The sequence below is a fragment of the Chitinophaga sp. S165 genome (assembly GCF_003182155.1).
Classification (GTDB): domain Bacteria; phylum Bacteroidota; class Bacteroidia; order Chitinophagales; family Chitinophagaceae; genus Chitinophaga.
The window spans coordinates 201514-216367 of the sequence record NZ_QGTG01000011.1 but is presented as its reverse complement, the minus strand read 5'-3'; the positions used below and the strand labels follow the sequence as shown (position 1 = coordinate 216367).

Sequence of the window (14854 nt, the reverse complement as noted above, 5' to 3'; positions counted from 1 at the left end):
TTATATACCGCTTAGATACCGCTAATCCTACGTTAATCCTACGTTCATGAACGTAGGATTAACGTAGGATTAGCGGTATCTAAGCGGTATATAAGCGATAATAATGGTACTTTAAAACGAGTAGGTCGGTGCCGTTTTTTGTGAGGAAATTGGGAAAAAAGGGTGCTTTAAAAATGACTTGTAGATTATTGCTCTTCATAACTTTGTAACAGCATATGTAAGCATGACCAGCGTTGTGTGCTATTTAAAACTCAAAATAACTTTTTACATCATGAATTACTTAAGAATGATTGCATCCGAAGTAAGGCCCATAGTTAGTTTATTAACTATTAGATATCGACTATCCCATCTGTTCCTGTTACCTGTCCCAGGTGTACTACTACCAGGTGTTTTAACATCCCCACATATCCATTTGATTTTATCTGATTTTATTGTTCATTTGCATGCAGAACCGCCCATTTCTTATACTTAAAAAAGATTCAGTTCGTGAGATGATCTTAGAAGAGAAGATCGTTTACGCGACAGTGGAAAAAAACTATATATGCCTTAAGCTCGTAGATGGCCGCATCTTTAGAATAAGAAAAAGCCTGCAGCAATTCCAGGAAGAACTTACTCCCAATCATTTCATTCGCATACATAAGCGATACGTCGTTTGTATCAGCTATATCAGATTTGTCGATAGTGAAGTCACTATGATTGTAGGAGATCCATTGCCCATCGGCCGGGAATACAAGGAGCGTTTTCTCAGTCATTTCCGGATCTGCTGATAACACCGGTGCATTTCCGTCTTTCCGGTTTTGCAGTTCGTCCTCACATTTTTGCAGTTCAGATACATGTATTTGCAGTTTGGATACATCGTCCGGGTCAGCGTTATTAATCTCGCTAATATTGTGTCAGCAATCGCGATCAACGGGGCTGCGCCTAAAGCAGGAGAGAGGCGCCTCCTGTTTGACCTGGTGATCAGGATTGTGGTTAAACAACATTTTTTAATCACTAAAAACTTATCATTATGGCATATGTAAAATCGAACCCCTTCACGAAAGGAACATCCGGCACTGTCGGAGATATGATGAACTTCCGTGTTAGAAAGGGAAAAACCATCGTCAGTATGAAGCGCGGTCCAAGTACCAAACCGCCGACTGAAGAACAACAGGAAACACGCGAACAGTTTGTAATAGCATCGCTGTTCGCGCAGAATGCAATAAAAGATCCGGTAATCAAGGCGCTGTATCAGAAGGCTGCAAAAGGTGGTCAGACTGCATATAATGTAGCTTTGAGGGATGCAATGAATCCACCGGACATCTATGATGTAAACATCAGTGGCTATAAAGGAACGGTTGGCGACCTGATCACTGTCAAAGCAAGAGACGTCATTACCCCGAAATCCGTAACAGTTGTCATCTCTTCACAGACCGGCACTGTATTGGAACAGGGAGATGCTGTCCTCCAGACAAATGACCGACGTATCTGGACTTATACCGTGACTGCTGTCAATGCTGCGCTCACGGGGACCCGGATAGTCGTCACTGCGACGGACTTGCCCGGTAATACATCCGAGAGAATATCCACGATTTCTTAGAAGTGTGAATCAGCGCCCCGGTTACCCGGGGCGCGTTTTTTTTTGATTAAAAACTACAAAATAATAATTCAGAACTGGAGTGAGCCTATAGTCTTACGGCTGTCGTTTCGAACGATTCATTCCAAACCCTGGCCATCGGAATATAGACGCATGCTACTGCGCCCTTTCAACGTGTCGTACCTCGAATACATTAACATCCTATGGTCGAAACTCTAGGTATTAATACTTATGACATTCCCTGGAATTAAACCGACATATTCATAGTGATTCAAATAATTTAGTAACTTCCCTCATACCCCGTTTTATAATTAACGATCAATTCTGCTATGAAACTTATCTTATTACTAATGTTGTTCACGTCTGCTGGTAAATTCCAATCCGACAAGGTATATGTATGCAGATCCGGCAGCAGCTATGCCTATCACAATAGGCTTTGCCAGGGATTAAGAAAGTGTACCCACCGTATTGATACCGTTACCGTACGCGAAGCCATGACTACCGGGCATAAAAAACCTTGTGGATATCGTTATTGAACTGGTGTCTGGATTAAAAACCTCTGTTATTTGTAAATTTGAAACTTAGAAAATTGTAAGAATGAGCATGAGTACAAAGCGACAGGATCGTGTCATATTTCACTCCAAGGAAGACATGTCCGCAGGATATAATCTGAAGAAAGCTGAAAAGCTGCTTGACAATTTAGATCTCGCGGTTGACATGGAAATAAATGACCTCCTCGAACTTTACAACATTAAACAGTACTTCGAAAATGATCTTTTTCTTCTGACCTGGGATGACGCGGCAAAGAATAGTTACAAAGTGAAGGTTGCTCAAGCCGAAAAGAAGATAAGAGATTTCTTCCTTATCGTTAACGATGAAAATATATTCCCAGCTATTGAAAGTTTAGATTTTAGCTATCGGCGCGCATTTTGGCATCTTTTCAACTACCTTCAGGTATATAACCGAATAAAAAATGAGACTTTTTCAGCATTACTGGAGCGACACGCAGTTCAAATCAGATACATACTGAAGCACCTGAATACTGTAAACCATTTTGATAACGAACTACGCGACTTCCTGATGGGTTGCGATGAAGCCGCAGAACTATTGTTGTCAAAATTTGAACAAGACGACAATTCCAGAGAAGTTTCCTATATATTCCCCAAAAGCCTTTCAATTGCAGACAAAGAAGACATTATTTTACGCTATATCGATCAGCACGAGCCCAATTTGAACTATATACGGCTTATTGAGCACTCTAAGGATTCAAATGATCTAAAACTTTCGTTAAGGACCAGATTAAAGGCAAAGAAAAGATCAGAGGAATTAAACGATAAGATTTTTGAGGAAGGCCTATCCTGGCGGACGGGCGTGGAGATCACGCTGGATAGGGATCAGGGCGAGCCGGTAAAGATATCCCATGAAGAGTATTGTCTCAAGTTCTCGTACAGCCATAGATTTCTGGACGATCAACCCAATGACGTTGCCCTTTTCATGTTGTTCCGGAATCTTTTCGATTTTACAGATCACACTGGTCGAATAACGATATACAATAGGCAAAGTGAAATCGGTGTTTTTGAAAGAGTAATGATGAAATCGAAAAATGAATATGCGGACGGGATGCGATTTCGGCAAAAAAATCAAATTGCCATAGTACAGCTTCTTTCATTCAGTCATTACCTTAGTCAAAAAGGTAGATCCATCGAAGAATTAATTCAATCCTTCATCCGGTTAGCGTTGAATAATGAGCTCAAAATTGACGGCCTACACCTTCGATTTCCATCGAAAGACTCTACCTTCCTGGAAAAGATACGAACGATGGCCCCGGAATTGGAATTTTTATTAAAACAGTACCAGATTTATGCTACAGAAGGGAAAATAGATTTTGAATTGATTGAAATCGATTCAAGCCCACTTAAGTTTGGCGATGTTCAGAGTCTTTTAGAAAGAAAGTATGCATACTCTAAATATGGCAAGACCGACATTTTGAAGCATCACTTTTACTCAGACCAGAGCTTGCTGCATTACGTAGAACCATTCAATGACAAATATTCGAATCTATACGATCTGCTCGAAAATGAAGATGTAAAGATGGAAACCTTTGCTCTTTATCAGCAAGATATTATTAAACAACTAATATCTGAAGGCTACCTCATTATTGACAGTGCAAGCAATGTGAAAATGACGGATGACATCATGATGTACCTCATTGGAGAGTTACACCGTGATGAAGTGATCAGTTACTGGCATTTTCCAAAAGAAGTGCGTCAAGTGCTAGATGAAATGGAAAAGAACGGTTTAATAGACTTCGAAAATACCCTGTTTTCCAGACCTGAGATTAGCTATTATAACTACTACCTAAACAAGAAGGGATATACAAATGGGTTAAATATACGGAATAAATATCTGCACGGCTCGAACGGCGGTTCCGAAAAAGAACATGAGTTTGAATATTACGTTCTTCTGAAGCTGCTCGTATTGGCCATCCTTAAAATAGTGGATGATTTAATGCTTCAAAAAAGTATAGCAGATGAAAATGCAGGCTTATAATCCAGCTCAGAGCGGACCTTTGCACGTAAAAAAGCAAAAAATCGGAGAGATATCTCCGACCTTTCCGCTTTTGTGCCCAGTAGCGGAACGCTTACGAACCCAATAGTATTGATAATTAAAAAGTTATTCGTTTGCGTGTAGCTGTTACAGTATTATTTATAGAAATTAACATCGGATTAACCTGCCCGACGTTAACATAAGGTTATTTTTGAAGTTCGTACTGAACTAGTATGTGGATATTCTTATGGACAGACTATATAATGAATGGTTCTCACAAATTAAGCATAAAGTTCAACAGGCGCAGTTGCGAGCAGTTAGTAATTTCAATACTATTCTGATTGAACTTTACTGGGATTTAGGAAAAGAAATCGTGTCCAGGCAGGCAGAATTTAAATGGGGCGATAATTTTCTTCAACAGTTGTCAACAGATTTAAAAGCAAGTTTTCCTCAAGTAAATGGATTCTCCCGTAGGAATTTGTATACAATACGTCAGTGGTATTTATTCTTTTCTCAACAGTTTGAATTTGTGCCACAGGCTGTGGCACAATTGCCTTGGTCGTATCAAAGAACGTTGATTTCCAAAGTAAAAGACATAGATGTCGCCATTATTTATGCAAATGCCACTCATAAAAATAGTTGGTCCCGTGATATTTTGGAAGCAAAAACTTTAAAACGACACTTCCTAAGCCTCAGTCCGATTTGGCCGTAGAAAGTATAAAAGACCCGTATCATTTTGACTTTCTCGGTTTAGAGGATGATGCTCAAGAACGTGAAATAGAACAGGCTCTTACACGAAGAATTATGGACTTTATGTTAGAGCTTGGGAAAGGCTTTGCATTTGTTGGACGCCAATATAAACTGGAAATAAATGAATCGGATTATTTCCTGGATTTGCTGTTTTATCATTTGCATCTAAGATGTTATGTTGTGATAGAATTAGCTGGATAACGGTGTAAACCTAAGAGTTGATTTCCTGCTTACCAAGAAGGACAAAGTTATAGCTGCCCTTTGAATCGAAGGTAGATGGCAGTAAGTTGTCAGGTGGACAGAGTGACTTTTCGTAGAAGGAATTAAAGGCATCATATCCGGTAAAAATGGCGGCGCTTTCGACGGAATTCTTATCGATCCTTCAAAACTGAAAACAGGCATTTATCGCTGGAATTCCCAAACAGGTACATTTGTGTTGGAATAAAAATGCAGGTATGCAAAAAAAAGAAGTCATCAAAGAAATTTTTGAGTGTTTATCACCCACACTGGCGGCTGCGGGCTTTAGGGCCGATCTGAGAAATCAATTCTTTTTAAAGGATACTGACAGTGCTTTGTTCAATTTCGATATCCGGTTTTATGACCGGACCGTTTTACAGACCGGGCAGAAAGGTTTTTTAATAGAACCGGTAGCCTATGTACATGTAAAGGCTATTGAGGCGCTGTATAAGCAGATCACTTTAAATAAACACCTCAAAAAAGCCACACAGTTTATAACAGTAGGAGCAGCCATTGCAGACCTGGATGCCAACCCTGATGGTGTGGCTAAACATATAAACCAATCGTACGGGCTGCTGATTTTTGAGGAAAAGGATATTGCTGCTGTGTGCGATATGCTAAAAGAAATATTCCAAAGCAAGGCACTGCCTTATTTTCTCGCACATGAAAAAGCAGCGGGGATAGATGCGGTGCTCAATAATAAGCCTGATAAAGATTCCATACATATGGCCAATGAACGCTACCGGATTGTAAAAGGGCTGATAGCTGCCAGGCTGGCTGGCAACAGCAATTATCCAAAGCTGGTAGAGGCATATGCAAAACGAATAAAGAAGTATGATATGATGGATGAGACTTTTGAAGAATTTCAAAAGGTGCAAGTGTTGCTTGCCAGCCTTGCCAAGGCATAAATGACTGAACTACACCAGCTTTGCAGGAAGAAAAGATCTTTAAGTTAATTAGCTCATAACTGATTAATTTAAAGTAAAGCGATAAAAAATGACGGCCCTTAAAAGGGCCGTCGCTTTTTAGAATTATCCTGTTTTCTCGGTTATGGAGCCTTAGTAGGAAGAGGAAGGTAGATACTCTTACGCATAATAGGAGTTCACATTCAGATGTTTAACACTTGTTAGGCTATTCTTCCAGGAGATTATATGGCCCTAACGAGGGTGTGAGATATATTGGGTACTGCTGTTCTGGCTAACAAAGAGCGTTCATCAACAAGTAAAAAGAGCTGCTAAATTGGCCCTCTTTTACTTGTTGGTAGTTTTTTATTTTTTAGTAGTTCGAGCCTGTTAGTTGCAGGGATTTTCTTCACAATGGGGGATCGTACCGAAATTGGGTCGAGAAGAAGCCAGATATAGTGCCCAGTAGCGGTAAGTTATCGAACCAAATGGCGTTGATTATTAGTAAGTTGGAAAAAGTATATGTTTTATAGATCCTTTTTTTTAACCGAAATTAAGCCGAGAAGTAACAATTTATAGTCTTGAAGCTATGCCTCAAAGGAAATACAGGTATTTAATGCAGGGAACATTAACTTGTTTTAGGCTACCGTCTTCAATCTTTTCTTCCTGGATGTATGGTTTGAGAAATATTTAGCGAAAATAAAATTTGGTGTGCTTTATACTGGTATTGTGGGAACTCATCTAGCAGGGGGATTAACCTAACATTAACCTTTATATGTTAATCTGTTTATTAAATTGAGGGTCAAATATTCGGTAGTAACCATGAGTCGTTCGGATATCCATGAGCTCTTAATGTTAAAACTAACTGGAGGTCTTCACACTTCGCAATTGATGGAAGTTGATCATCTCATTTCCTCTAATAATGAGGTATCAACTTGTTGGAAGCACATACAGGATTATTACTTGGTTTCTGAGCGTAGGCGAAAGGACTTTGATAGTATTTCTGTTGACGATATCATGTCGGGGCTAAAGAATAGAATGAATTCTATTCACAGGATGACTTTCGCCGATATCATCGCAGATTGTCGAAATAAGGTGTTGGCGTTTACAAGAACGCTGTCGTTTCGTCCTGATTTGAGACCTTTTCTGACATTGGTTAATCCTCATATTCTGCATGTCCCGTGGATAGGTAACGGACACCTTTCTTTGGAAGAATGTCGCAGTTTGATTATCCGTATCGCGGACAATCCCCTTTTTATGAAGACTATTAGCCCGCGTGCATTTGAAGAAATAATAGGAGAGCTGTACCGGCATGATGGATTTCATGTTTCCTTTACCGGAAAAGCAGCTGACGGAGGTATCGATGTTATTTTAACTAAGGAAACGACAACTGGACCACAAAAGCATGCTATTCAATGCAAGCGGTATAGGTGGAGAAAAGTTGGAATAGAAGCGGTACGATCGCTTTATGGGGTAAAGGTTCACGGCAGCTTTACACAAGCGGTTATGTTTACGACATCAGCTTTTACTATGCCGGCGACCCTTTTTTCGAATGAACGGAAGCATGAGCTAACGTTAAAAAATGGCGGAGATGTAAGAAGCTGGTGTAAAGCCTACAGAGACCGGCACCTGGACTAAATTGTTAATCCATACAATGCACATCACCTTTGTACATTATCTCCCTACCTACCTGATGATTTTGTTCATAACATGATGGTTGTTATATTCGAATACCTGCAATGCTTTTTCGCTGAGTTTTTCGAGCTTAACAGCATCTGTTTCATCCAGTTCGACCAGACATGTTTTATCCAACTCTGTGGTAATGCGCATATAACTAAAGTTTTCGCCTTCCTGTTTACCTATTCCCAGGTGAAGCAGGCTAATAAGGTTTTCAACTTGCTGAGACTGCCCCTGCATAAACAGATCCATAATTCTGGTTTTATTAAGCCAGTATGCCAATCCCCAGCGCTTTCGTGCACATCCATCAGCAAACTTATGATGCCCGGTTCCTATACTGAGTACTTTCAGGTCTGCCAGGGAGCACCCAAACGCCTTCTGTGCCTCCACAATAGCCATTAATGCAGGGTTGTTAACGAAGACACCGCCATCTATTTTATGATTAAACGACTGTGTATTTCCATTTAGATCCTCATACGCAGCAGTGTAGGGATCAAAGAATGTAGGTGCCGCACTGGTTGCGAGAGCCACCATATATGCCGGAAGGTGGTAATCTCTTACGAAGATAGCATTGTACTTATTCTTCAATATGGCAGGTCTTCCCTCCATCAGATCATAAATAGGAATGCAGACATTGGTTTTTACATCTGCTAGCCTCGGGTCTGCGCCGTTGAAACCTGTCTGAAATACTTCACGCAGAAGTCCTTCAAGGACAGCCCGCTTATGTTTTGCCTGGGAAATCCAGCCTATCCATCTTTTTCCAGCGCCAAAAATAGCGGAAGCGTTTTCCATGTATAACTTATGTATACGAGCTGCCGGAATACCCAGTGCCAGGGCCAGGGCAATTATACCGCCGGTAGAGGTACCTGTGATCAGGTTGAAATGCTGATAAATGTGGGGCCTGTCTGGGAATTCCTGTGCAAGAGTAGCTTCCAGTTCCAGCAGATACTTCGCGGGGAAAACACCCCGGATACCGCCACCATCAATACTTAAAATTTTAAACGGTTTCTTATTTTCCATTCTCTTGTTCATTTAAATCATTGTTTTCTTTTTTATGGGTAAGTGGTTCCTCATGCTCTATTCCACCGCCAAGCCACTTGCCTCCAGTAAGTACCCATGTTTCATAGTAAAAGAGCCATTCGGAGGCCCAGGGTATTATCGTCTTTGCCATTAAAAGACCGGAATGCCATTCTCTATCCATCGGATAATACAGACACAGTTTCTGTTCGGCTGTACTATAAACGTGAGGAAGTTTAGTTGCTCCCGCAGCAAGCTCCAGTTTAGGCGATACCACATTTACACTTATTCCCTTCGTACGGTTATAGGTAAGTCTGACCCGGTAACGACGACTAAGAGCGGTAGGTTGAAGCTCTCCTTCCCAGACAAGCTGCTGTTCTCCCGTCCGGAGAACAGCGCTGTCAGGAAAATAAGAGAGCAGAGCGCCCTCCTGGTGTAATAAACTGATCTTTTTACTCATGACTGCCAAAGTAATTATGGTTAGGTACCTGTGTTCTGCCCACGTTTCCCAGTAGCCCTGATCCGGCTGCCATGAAAAGCCCGCCGTTCTCACGCTGTTCTCTGGTTTGTTGGCCTATACTGGTAAATACCGATTTAACCAGATCCTGCCCGAACGGTTTTTCGATAGCTTCCCGTAATGTAAACAGATCCTGCTGCTGTGTCATCAGTGCTACATCTTTTTTGACCTGATCGAGCCACTTCCAGAATTTTTTTTCTTTCTGGACGCATAATGGCCACTTATCAGCAAAATTCTCTGCCGGATTTACGGGGTTTCCGATCCAGTAGTGATATGACTGACTGAATGCATCATATCTTCTTTCAACATATTGTTCCATCTTAGCTACCACATTGGTTAATGCAGTAAGTACATCATCTTCACCACTATAAGCCCAGGCGGCGAGCGTTGTGATAATAATGGAGATAGGTTTATGCTCATCACCATGGAACATGATATCCCTGTGACGTTTAAGTATCTGCACTATAACCTGAAGAGGTAATTTGTTCTTTACCAGTTTGGGTACCGGTTGAATAGCCTCATTCAGTACCAGTGCCTTACGCAGTGCGGTAACCTGAGAGCGATACTTAAACCAGGCAGCAAAACCGAACATATTACTGGAGGGCCAACTAAGCACATCAGTGCCTGTATTATAATACCGGTGGCGTATGTCTGTTATGCGTATCGCCATGTCCTGGGCCTTCTGTAAATCCTCATCAGACATACGTTTCTCCAGTAGCGTGAAAAAGCCTTGACCAATCACTGCCGGTAATATGTCCATGTGAAATCTACGTTCCTCCGAGTAGCCAAGGGTCCAGTTGCGGCGTCCTTCAGGACGAAGCAGCTCTGCGTATACCCGGTGTGCTTTAAGCCGCTTTCCAACCTCGTGCTTAAGGTCATACTGCGTCCACCCAGCTTTCACACCGGAAAAACGACAGACCAGATCAATATCCAGGTCGTCTTCTTCATTAACTGGCCTGGTCATAGTTCCTAACAGAAATGAACCCTGGGGTAGGATTTCAGGCTCGTAAGGTGCCAATGTTGACCCTTCCGCCGCCAGCCACCTACCAACAGCCTGATAGCTATCTACAGCTCTTTGATATTCACTGGGCGTAATATCCAGGCCCGCTCCCAGTCCATTTAATACTGATGAAATTTGTTTTCTTTGTAGTTCGTTCATTTTCATGACTCTAATGTTATTTATTAACCCCATTTGTTTGTATCCGCCACATATCAGAAAAATTCCTTTAATTGCGGCTCACACTAACAACGGAAATGCGCCCCCACGCTTTTCCGTATACACCATAGCGATTGTATGAGCTGGCAAGAATTTCAGGCAGAACCAACGGCTGACCTCGTTGAATACATGATGGTTAGCGGCCCAGGTGATCAGGTTTCGGCGGATGATGCATTCAGGGCGTTTATTTTAAGATTCCGCGTATTTGTGCAGAAGTTATGTAGAAGCGTTGCTTCCAACTATGGTTACGATATTGATGTCGGTGACCAGATTGCAGAAGAAACATTCCGGAAGTTCAGGACATCAAAAACGTTCAGAACAGATAAATGTAGTTCCCCGGACCTCGATGCATGCATAAAGTACTATCTTGCCATTACGGCAAGCAGAACGATGGTGGATTTCCACAGGAATGAAACCGATGATAATCCCTTTGATGGTTCTGAAGAACTCGCTTACGACCTCCCCGATATTGATGATATTGTAGGAGATCCTGAGCGTCTAGCAACTCTGCGGAAGCAGCACGAAGTAGTAAAGTTGGTATTATCCAGATTGTCAGACAAGCACAAAATTATCTATCTTACTTATAAGCAGTATGAACTCGATTTATACAGGCGGGAACGTACTGAGGACGGCAAGCCGCGCCAGTACTATCTGCCCCGCCACCTTCTGAAAAAGCTGCGGGAACAGACAGGGTTAGCTCAGACTACCATTCGTAAATACAAGGAAGAGGCAAACGTACAGATTGAACAACTACTGAAAATTTATGGCAACAAATAAAACAGCAATAACACCAGGTAACATTCATGTATGGATGGCATCCTTGGGTTTTCTATTTCCCACCTCACACGGAGAAGTTGCCCGCTTTGAACGTCTCCATGCAGATATAGTTATTCCTGAAGAGGAGTTAATCGATCCTGAAGTCGTACTGGGTAATAAGCCAAGAAAGCAGCTTCCTATCCGTGGAATTAATGATAACAGTTTTGATAACCTACGCATGGCCGCCCGGAATGGTAACGGTAGCATCCCTCAGCACATATTGGATAAAATGAAGAAAAACCATAAGAAACCTGAAGAAGGAAATGACAGAACCAACGAAGAAAAAACTGAGTGAACTGGCCGAATATAGTGCATCCATATTTCGCACTCGGAATATTACACGTCTTGATGCTATAGCGGATATGGAAGACCTACAGATCAGTTATGACAGCTATGAAAATGCTTTTGATGGTATGCTGGTGATGGACGGTAATTACTGGCATATACATATTGATAATGACGGAGGCAATGGACAGGGAACTCGAAAAGGCCGTTTTACTCTTGCCCATGAACTTGCGCATTACATTATTGACGAACACCAACGGGGTATTGCTTGTGGAGAATTTCTACACGCCTCTAAGTTTGATGTTAACCGCAGTGATCCCAGGGAGAGAGAAGCAGACCACTTCGCCAGTGTTCTGTTAATGCCAGCTCAACGCTTTCGGGCAGTTAAAACGCCAAGAAAATTTTCGGCAGACACAATCATACAGCTCTCAGAGGAATTTCAAACAAGTTTTCTATCAACAGTTCAGAGGTTCTGCGAAATAGGAACGCACTCGGTTTGCGTGGTATTCTCACAAAACAATATTGTGAAGTGGTATAGAAAAAGTGTGGATTTTCCTGATTGGGCTTTCCGTTTTAAAATAGGGCAAACGCTTCCATCAACAACCATTGCGGGAGAGTTCTATTCTGATAGACAAATAAAATATACCAAACCAGAAGAGATGGACCCCTCAATCTGGTTTTATGATAAATGGTCTGTATCCGGTAAAATGCACGAACAGTGTTATTATTCAGATAGCTATGGTTATGTGATTAGTATTCTCTGGTTTGATAAATGAATACTTTGAATAGTATTTTGCTTACAAAATAATCTTAGTACCAACTATACACAAGCCAACACGTTGATTAGCGCAGACAATGGTATTGCTGCGTTATTACTTGGCGCTTGAAGCTGTGTGTTTGAGTAGCATGCAGGCCTTTCCTTAATGACTAGGATATCCTTGCGGCACCGGTCGCGTTGACAGACATCCGTTGTGCGGAGGCATTACAAAACGTATAGATTGCTACAAGAGAAAGCGGGGGGTATGAAAGTGTCGTCAAAGCACCGCCTTCTGGGATTCTTCGCAATATTTCGAAGATATACTTAAAATATTGAGATATGATGATGGGCTAATGCGCCCTATAATGGATACAAGCCCTTGCATGATTGTTATTAAAGCCAAACTTGCGCCCAAAAACTGTTATCAAAGGTAAATACCCTTGTTGCCTTCCCTTGGCTGCCTGGCAAAAGAATTTTATAAAGACCTTGAGTGGGAACATTTTGAAAGTAAAGCCCCGTGGATGTGCAAACTTGTTTCTGGAAAATTACCCATTTGTCTCTCCATATAGCAAGCGTATATTCATCTCCAACTACAGGCTTACACACTATTTTCTCTGTAGCTATATTTCTCATTATTTTATCAAAATTATGTTTGTCTGTGATTCGGGCCATCGTGTCCATCTGCATCTGTATAGGAGAGGCAAGTGACACTATAGGTAGGCTGGATATGGTGTTGCCTTTTCCATCGAGCTGGTGGATTTTACCTTCTTTAGTAAGTATAAACGGATGGGAGAGAGGCACTATGCGCCCATTATTACTGGCTGCTATCATATATAGCAGCTCCCTGCCCATCTTAGGGAAAAGCAGTGATCCTTCACGCAGTGTAACACTCCAATAGGCAGGCTTCCAGCTATCGTTGTTATAAACGCAGATATAGCCGGGAGCACGCACCAAGCATTTTAACCGATTTGAATATCGAATGTCAGATACACTCAGATATGAGTCGGTAACATCAGTAAAGCGATTATCTTTCAGAATTTCTGGCATTTCGAGGGAGGAATTCACGGGGTTGCCACCATCTGAACGAAGGCTATAGGTGCGGCGGAAGACCTTCGCGCATCTTTTATACGTAGTCAGGTCAGGATGGCTTTTGTCAAGCACAATAGCAAAAGGATCATATTCCATAGGGTAAGATTCCGCGGCCATAAATGGAACGGAGTGGTGATTATTGTAAACAATACTGTTCCACATGTGCATCGATCCGTCGAAGTTTCCGAATGAGCAAGTGAAATCCATCGCAACCGGGACACCCAGACTCCTGAGCGTATATACGCCCAACAGAGATTCGGAGATACAATCTCCTTTTCCACGGTTCCGGAGATCAGAATAGGTGAGACTATAGACCGCCCCTACCTTGGAGCTAAACCTGAACCAGTGTTTAAGATCGTCCACAATTTTTCGGGTGTAGCGGATATAATCACTGCTATCGGGAACAGCCGGTAATTCTTTATATTCCTTTCTTACCGCAGCCCGCCAGTTTTCTGCCCGCTCTGAAAATATTTTGTGGGGGAGCACATAGTTAAGAAAAACCTCCCTGTTAATCCCTTTTCCAAGCCGCCGCCCGCAAGCTTCATGGGCATCTACTATATGGGAAACGATAAAGGGTAGTTGCTGTTCAGGATTATCTTGCAAGAAGGAATCAATGGAGGGCTGATAACTTAGAAGTCCTTCGCTATGATCCAATAAAAATTGTAATGAAGATGCCTTCACTGAGTCAAGTTGGGCTTTTCTAATCCAATCTTCCTTCCCTCTGCTCCGGAGAGAGCTCACCAGGAGGCCAGAGGCCAGGCAGATACCTGAAAGGATGACTGCTGCATATGCTGGATAACGCATGGTTGTTTAAATAAGAACCCTGGGCACTGATAAATGATACCCATCGCTCATGAGAAGGTCATATACTGTATACTGCCTGTCGACCAGGAAAGGAACGTGATAAGGCTCACTACCGGAGATTTTTATGTCGAACAACGTGTGGTGCGAAACGTATACATAGCCAGAATAAGCGGTAGATATTAACTCCTGCACAGAGGCCAATGTTTCAGCAGTTTCCTTGTCCGATAAAGTAAAAAGCACGGTGAAGGACGTATCCATTACGCTGCCAGAATAGTCGGCATAGGCCTTCACCACATACCGGTCCTCAAAAAAGACTGTATAACATTTGCAAAGCAGTGATATATCTGTTATCATGCTCCTAGTAAAACTAATATTGTCTACCTGAATGTGGGTTGACAGTATTACACTTAGCGAATAACTAGGAAACTGACGGAAGGCATTGTCAAATACATTATCAGCCCCGTACCGTCGCCGCAACGCATCAACAAGACCAACCCACTCTAGTGGGGGCGCGGAATCTAAATTGTTTATTTTGTTCTCCAGTACTTGGAGCCACGCTTGTTTGCCGGTGTACATATCACTGTAGTCAGCAAAACCAATGGGATAATACGAATGCGCAGCCCGGATAAGCTCAGAAATTTGTTCGTTAGTCATTAGCAATTAT

General features: G+C 42.0%; 15 protein-coding genes. 10 read left to right on the top strand and 5 right to left on the bottom strand.

The annotated features are described in order from the left end of the window. The first annotated feature begins 443 nt into the window (after positions 1-443). The 7 genes from C7475_RS33600 to C7475_RS29380 all read left to right on the top strand — a co-directional run bounded on the left by C7475_RS33600 (position 444) and on the right by C7475_RS29380 (position 7650). Positions 444-767 carry a LytTR family DNA-binding domain-containing protein gene (locus C7475_RS33600; RefSeq protein ID WP_110057010.1) on the top strand — a complete coding sequence of 108 codons (324 nt, stop codon included), beginning with the start codon at positions 444-446 and terminating at the stop codon, positions 765-767. Between the two features lie 242 nt (positions 768-1009). Continuing rightward, complete coding sequence (locus C7475_RS29410; RefSeq protein WP_110057008.1) at positions 1010-1579, top strand: hypothetical protein; 570 nt, start codon at positions 1010-1012, stop codon at positions 1577-1579. Between the two features lie 594 nt (positions 1580-2173). Next, positions 2174-4126 carry a hypothetical protein gene (locus C7475_RS29400; protein WP_110057006.1) on the top strand — a complete coding sequence of 651 codons (1953 nt, stop codon included), beginning with the start codon at positions 2174-2176 and terminating at the stop codon, positions 4124-4126. Between the two features lie 244 nt (positions 4127-4370). Beyond that, a complete protein-coding gene (locus C7475_RS29395) occupies positions 4371-4835 on the top strand; it encodes a DUF1016 N-terminal domain-containing protein (RefSeq protein WP_110057005.1) in 465 nt (154 codons plus the stop codon). Next, positions 4826-5074: a PDDEXK nuclease domain-containing protein gene (locus C7475_RS29390; RefSeq protein ID WP_110057004.1), complete on the top strand. Its 249-nt coding sequence runs from the start codon at positions 4826-4828 to the stop codon at positions 5072-5074. Before C7475_RS29395 ends, C7475_RS29390 begins: the two co-directional genes overlap by 10 nt. 254 nt (positions 5075-5328) lie before the next feature. Beyond that, positions 5329-6018 carry a hypothetical protein gene (locus tag C7475_RS29385; protein WP_110057003.1) on the top strand — a complete coding sequence of 230 codons (690 nt, stop codon included), beginning with the start codon at positions 5329-5331 and terminating at the stop codon, positions 6016-6018. Between the two features lie 816 nt (positions 6019-6834). Further along, positions 6835-7650, top strand: a complete 816-nt coding sequence (locus C7475_RS29380) for a restriction endonuclease (protein ID WP_110057002.1) — start codon at positions 6835-6837, stop codon at positions 7648-7650. Positions 7651-7698: 48 nt separating this feature from the next. Here the strand turns inward: C7475_RS29380 and C7475_RS29375 are convergent, their stop codons facing one another. From C7475_RS29375 to C7475_RS29365, 3 genes are read right to left on the bottom strand one after another with little or no spacing between them, the layout of a single operon-like run. Beyond that, positions 7699-8709 carry a CBASS cGAMP-activated phospholipase gene (locus C7475_RS29375; protein WP_110057001.1) on the bottom strand — a complete coding sequence of 337 codons (1011 nt, stop codon included), beginning with the start codon at positions 8707-8709 and terminating at the stop codon, positions 7699-7701. Beyond that, positions 8699-9166 carry a hypothetical protein gene (locus tag C7475_RS29370; RefSeq protein WP_199236311.1) on the bottom strand — a complete coding sequence of 156 codons (468 nt, stop codon included), beginning with the start codon at positions 9164-9166 and terminating at the stop codon, positions 8699-8701. The genes C7475_RS29375 and C7475_RS29370 overlap by 11 nt, the downstream gene beginning before the upstream one ends. Then, positions 9159-10388 carry a nucleotidyltransferase gene (locus tag C7475_RS29365; RefSeq protein ID WP_233260005.1) on the bottom strand — a complete coding sequence of 410 codons (1230 nt, stop codon included), beginning with the start codon at positions 10386-10388 and terminating at the stop codon, positions 9159-9161. Before C7475_RS29365 ends, C7475_RS29370 begins: the two co-directional genes overlap by 8 nt. Positions 10389-10517: 129 nt before the next feature. Here C7475_RS29365 and C7475_RS29360 point away from each other — a divergent pair, with 129 nt between their 5' ends. Genes C7475_RS29360 through C7475_RS29350 form a run of 3 tightly spaced genes read left to right on the top strand, consistent with a single transcriptional unit; the run spans position 10518 to position 12316 of the window. Then, complete coding sequence (locus C7475_RS29360) at positions 10518-11216, top strand: sigma-70 family RNA polymerase sigma factor (protein WP_110057000.1); 699 nt, start codon at positions 10518-10520, stop codon at positions 11214-11216. Beyond that, positions 11203-11550, top strand: a complete 348-nt coding sequence (locus C7475_RS29355; RefSeq protein ID WP_110056999.1) for a hypothetical protein — start codon at positions 11203-11205, stop codon at positions 11548-11550. Before C7475_RS29360 ends, C7475_RS29355 begins: the two co-directional genes overlap by 14 nt. Next, the gene (locus C7475_RS29350; protein WP_110056998.1) at positions 11519-12316 is read left to right on the top strand and encodes an ImmA/IrrE family metallo-endopeptidase; all 798 of its coding nucleotides are present in this window, start codon (positions 11519-11521) and stop codon (positions 12314-12316) included. Before C7475_RS29355 ends, C7475_RS29350 begins: the two co-directional genes overlap by 32 nt. A 374-nt stretch (positions 12317-12690) precedes the next feature. On the opposite strand, the gene C7475_RS29345 is transcribed toward C7475_RS29350, so the two are convergent. After that, positions 12691-14190 carry a hypothetical protein gene (locus tag C7475_RS29345; RefSeq protein ID WP_110056997.1) on the bottom strand — a complete coding sequence of 500 codons (1500 nt, stop codon included), beginning with the start codon at positions 14188-14190 and terminating at the stop codon, positions 12691-12693. Positions 14191-14196: 6 nt separating this feature from the next. After that, a complete protein-coding gene (locus tag C7475_RS29340) occupies positions 14197-14844 on the bottom strand; it encodes a hypothetical protein (RefSeq protein WP_110056996.1) in 648 nt (215 codons plus the stop codon). Positions 14845-14854 lie beyond the last annotated feature (10 nt).

Bases quoted from the DNA above. Each gene is read 5' to 3' on its own strand.
- C7475_RS33600 (WP_110057010.1), top strand. From the start codon at position 444: ATGCAGAACCGCCCATTTCTTATACTTAAAAAAGATTCAGTTCGTGAG.
- C7475_RS29410 (WP_110057008.1), top strand. From the start codon at position 1,010: ATGGCATATGTAAAATCGAACCCCTTCACGAAAGGAACATCCGGCACT.
- C7475_RS29400 (WP_110057006.1), top strand. From the start codon at position 2,174: ATGAGCATGAGTACAAAGCGACAGGATCGTGTCATATTTCACTCCAAG.
- C7475_RS29395 (WP_110057005.1), top strand. From the start codon at position 4,371: ATGGACAGACTATATAATGAATGGTTCTCACAAATTAAGCATAAAGTT.
- C7475_RS29385 (WP_110057003.1), top strand. From the start codon at position 5,329: ATGCAAAAAAAAGAAGTCATCAAAGAAATTTTTGAGTGTTTATCACCC.
- C7475_RS29380 (WP_110057002.1), top strand. From the start codon at position 6,835: ATGAGTCGTTCGGATATCCATGAGCTCTTAATGTTAAAACTAACTGGA.
- C7475_RS29375 (WP_110057001.1), bottom strand. From the start codon at position 8,709: ATGGAAAATAAGAAACCGTTTAAAATTTTAAGTATTGATGGTGGCGGT.
- C7475_RS29370 (WP_199236311.1), bottom strand. From the start codon at position 9,166: ATGAGTAAAAAGATCAGTTTATTACACCAGGAGGGCGCTCTGCTCTCT.
- C7475_RS29365 (WP_233260005.1), bottom strand. From the start codon at position 10,388: ATGAAAATGAACGAACTACAAAGAAAACAAATTTCATCAGTATTAAAT.
- C7475_RS29360 (WP_110057000.1), top strand. From the start codon at position 10,518: ATGAGCTGGCAAGAATTTCAGGCAGAACCAACGGCTGACCTCGTTGAA.
- C7475_RS29355 (WP_110056999.1), top strand. From the start codon at position 11,203: ATGGCAACAAATAAAACAGCAATAACACCAGGTAACATTCATGTATGG.
- C7475_RS29350 (WP_110056998.1), top strand. From the start codon at position 11,519: ATGACAGAACCAACGAAGAAAAAACTGAGTGAACTGGCCGAATATAGT.
- C7475_RS29345 (WP_110056997.1), bottom strand. From the start codon at position 14,190: ATGCGTTATCCAGCATATGCAGCAGTCATCCTTTCAGGTATCTGCCTG.
- C7475_RS29340 (WP_110056996.1), bottom strand. From the start codon at position 14,844: ATGACTAACGAACAAATTTCTGAGCTTATCCGGGCTGCGCATTCGTAT.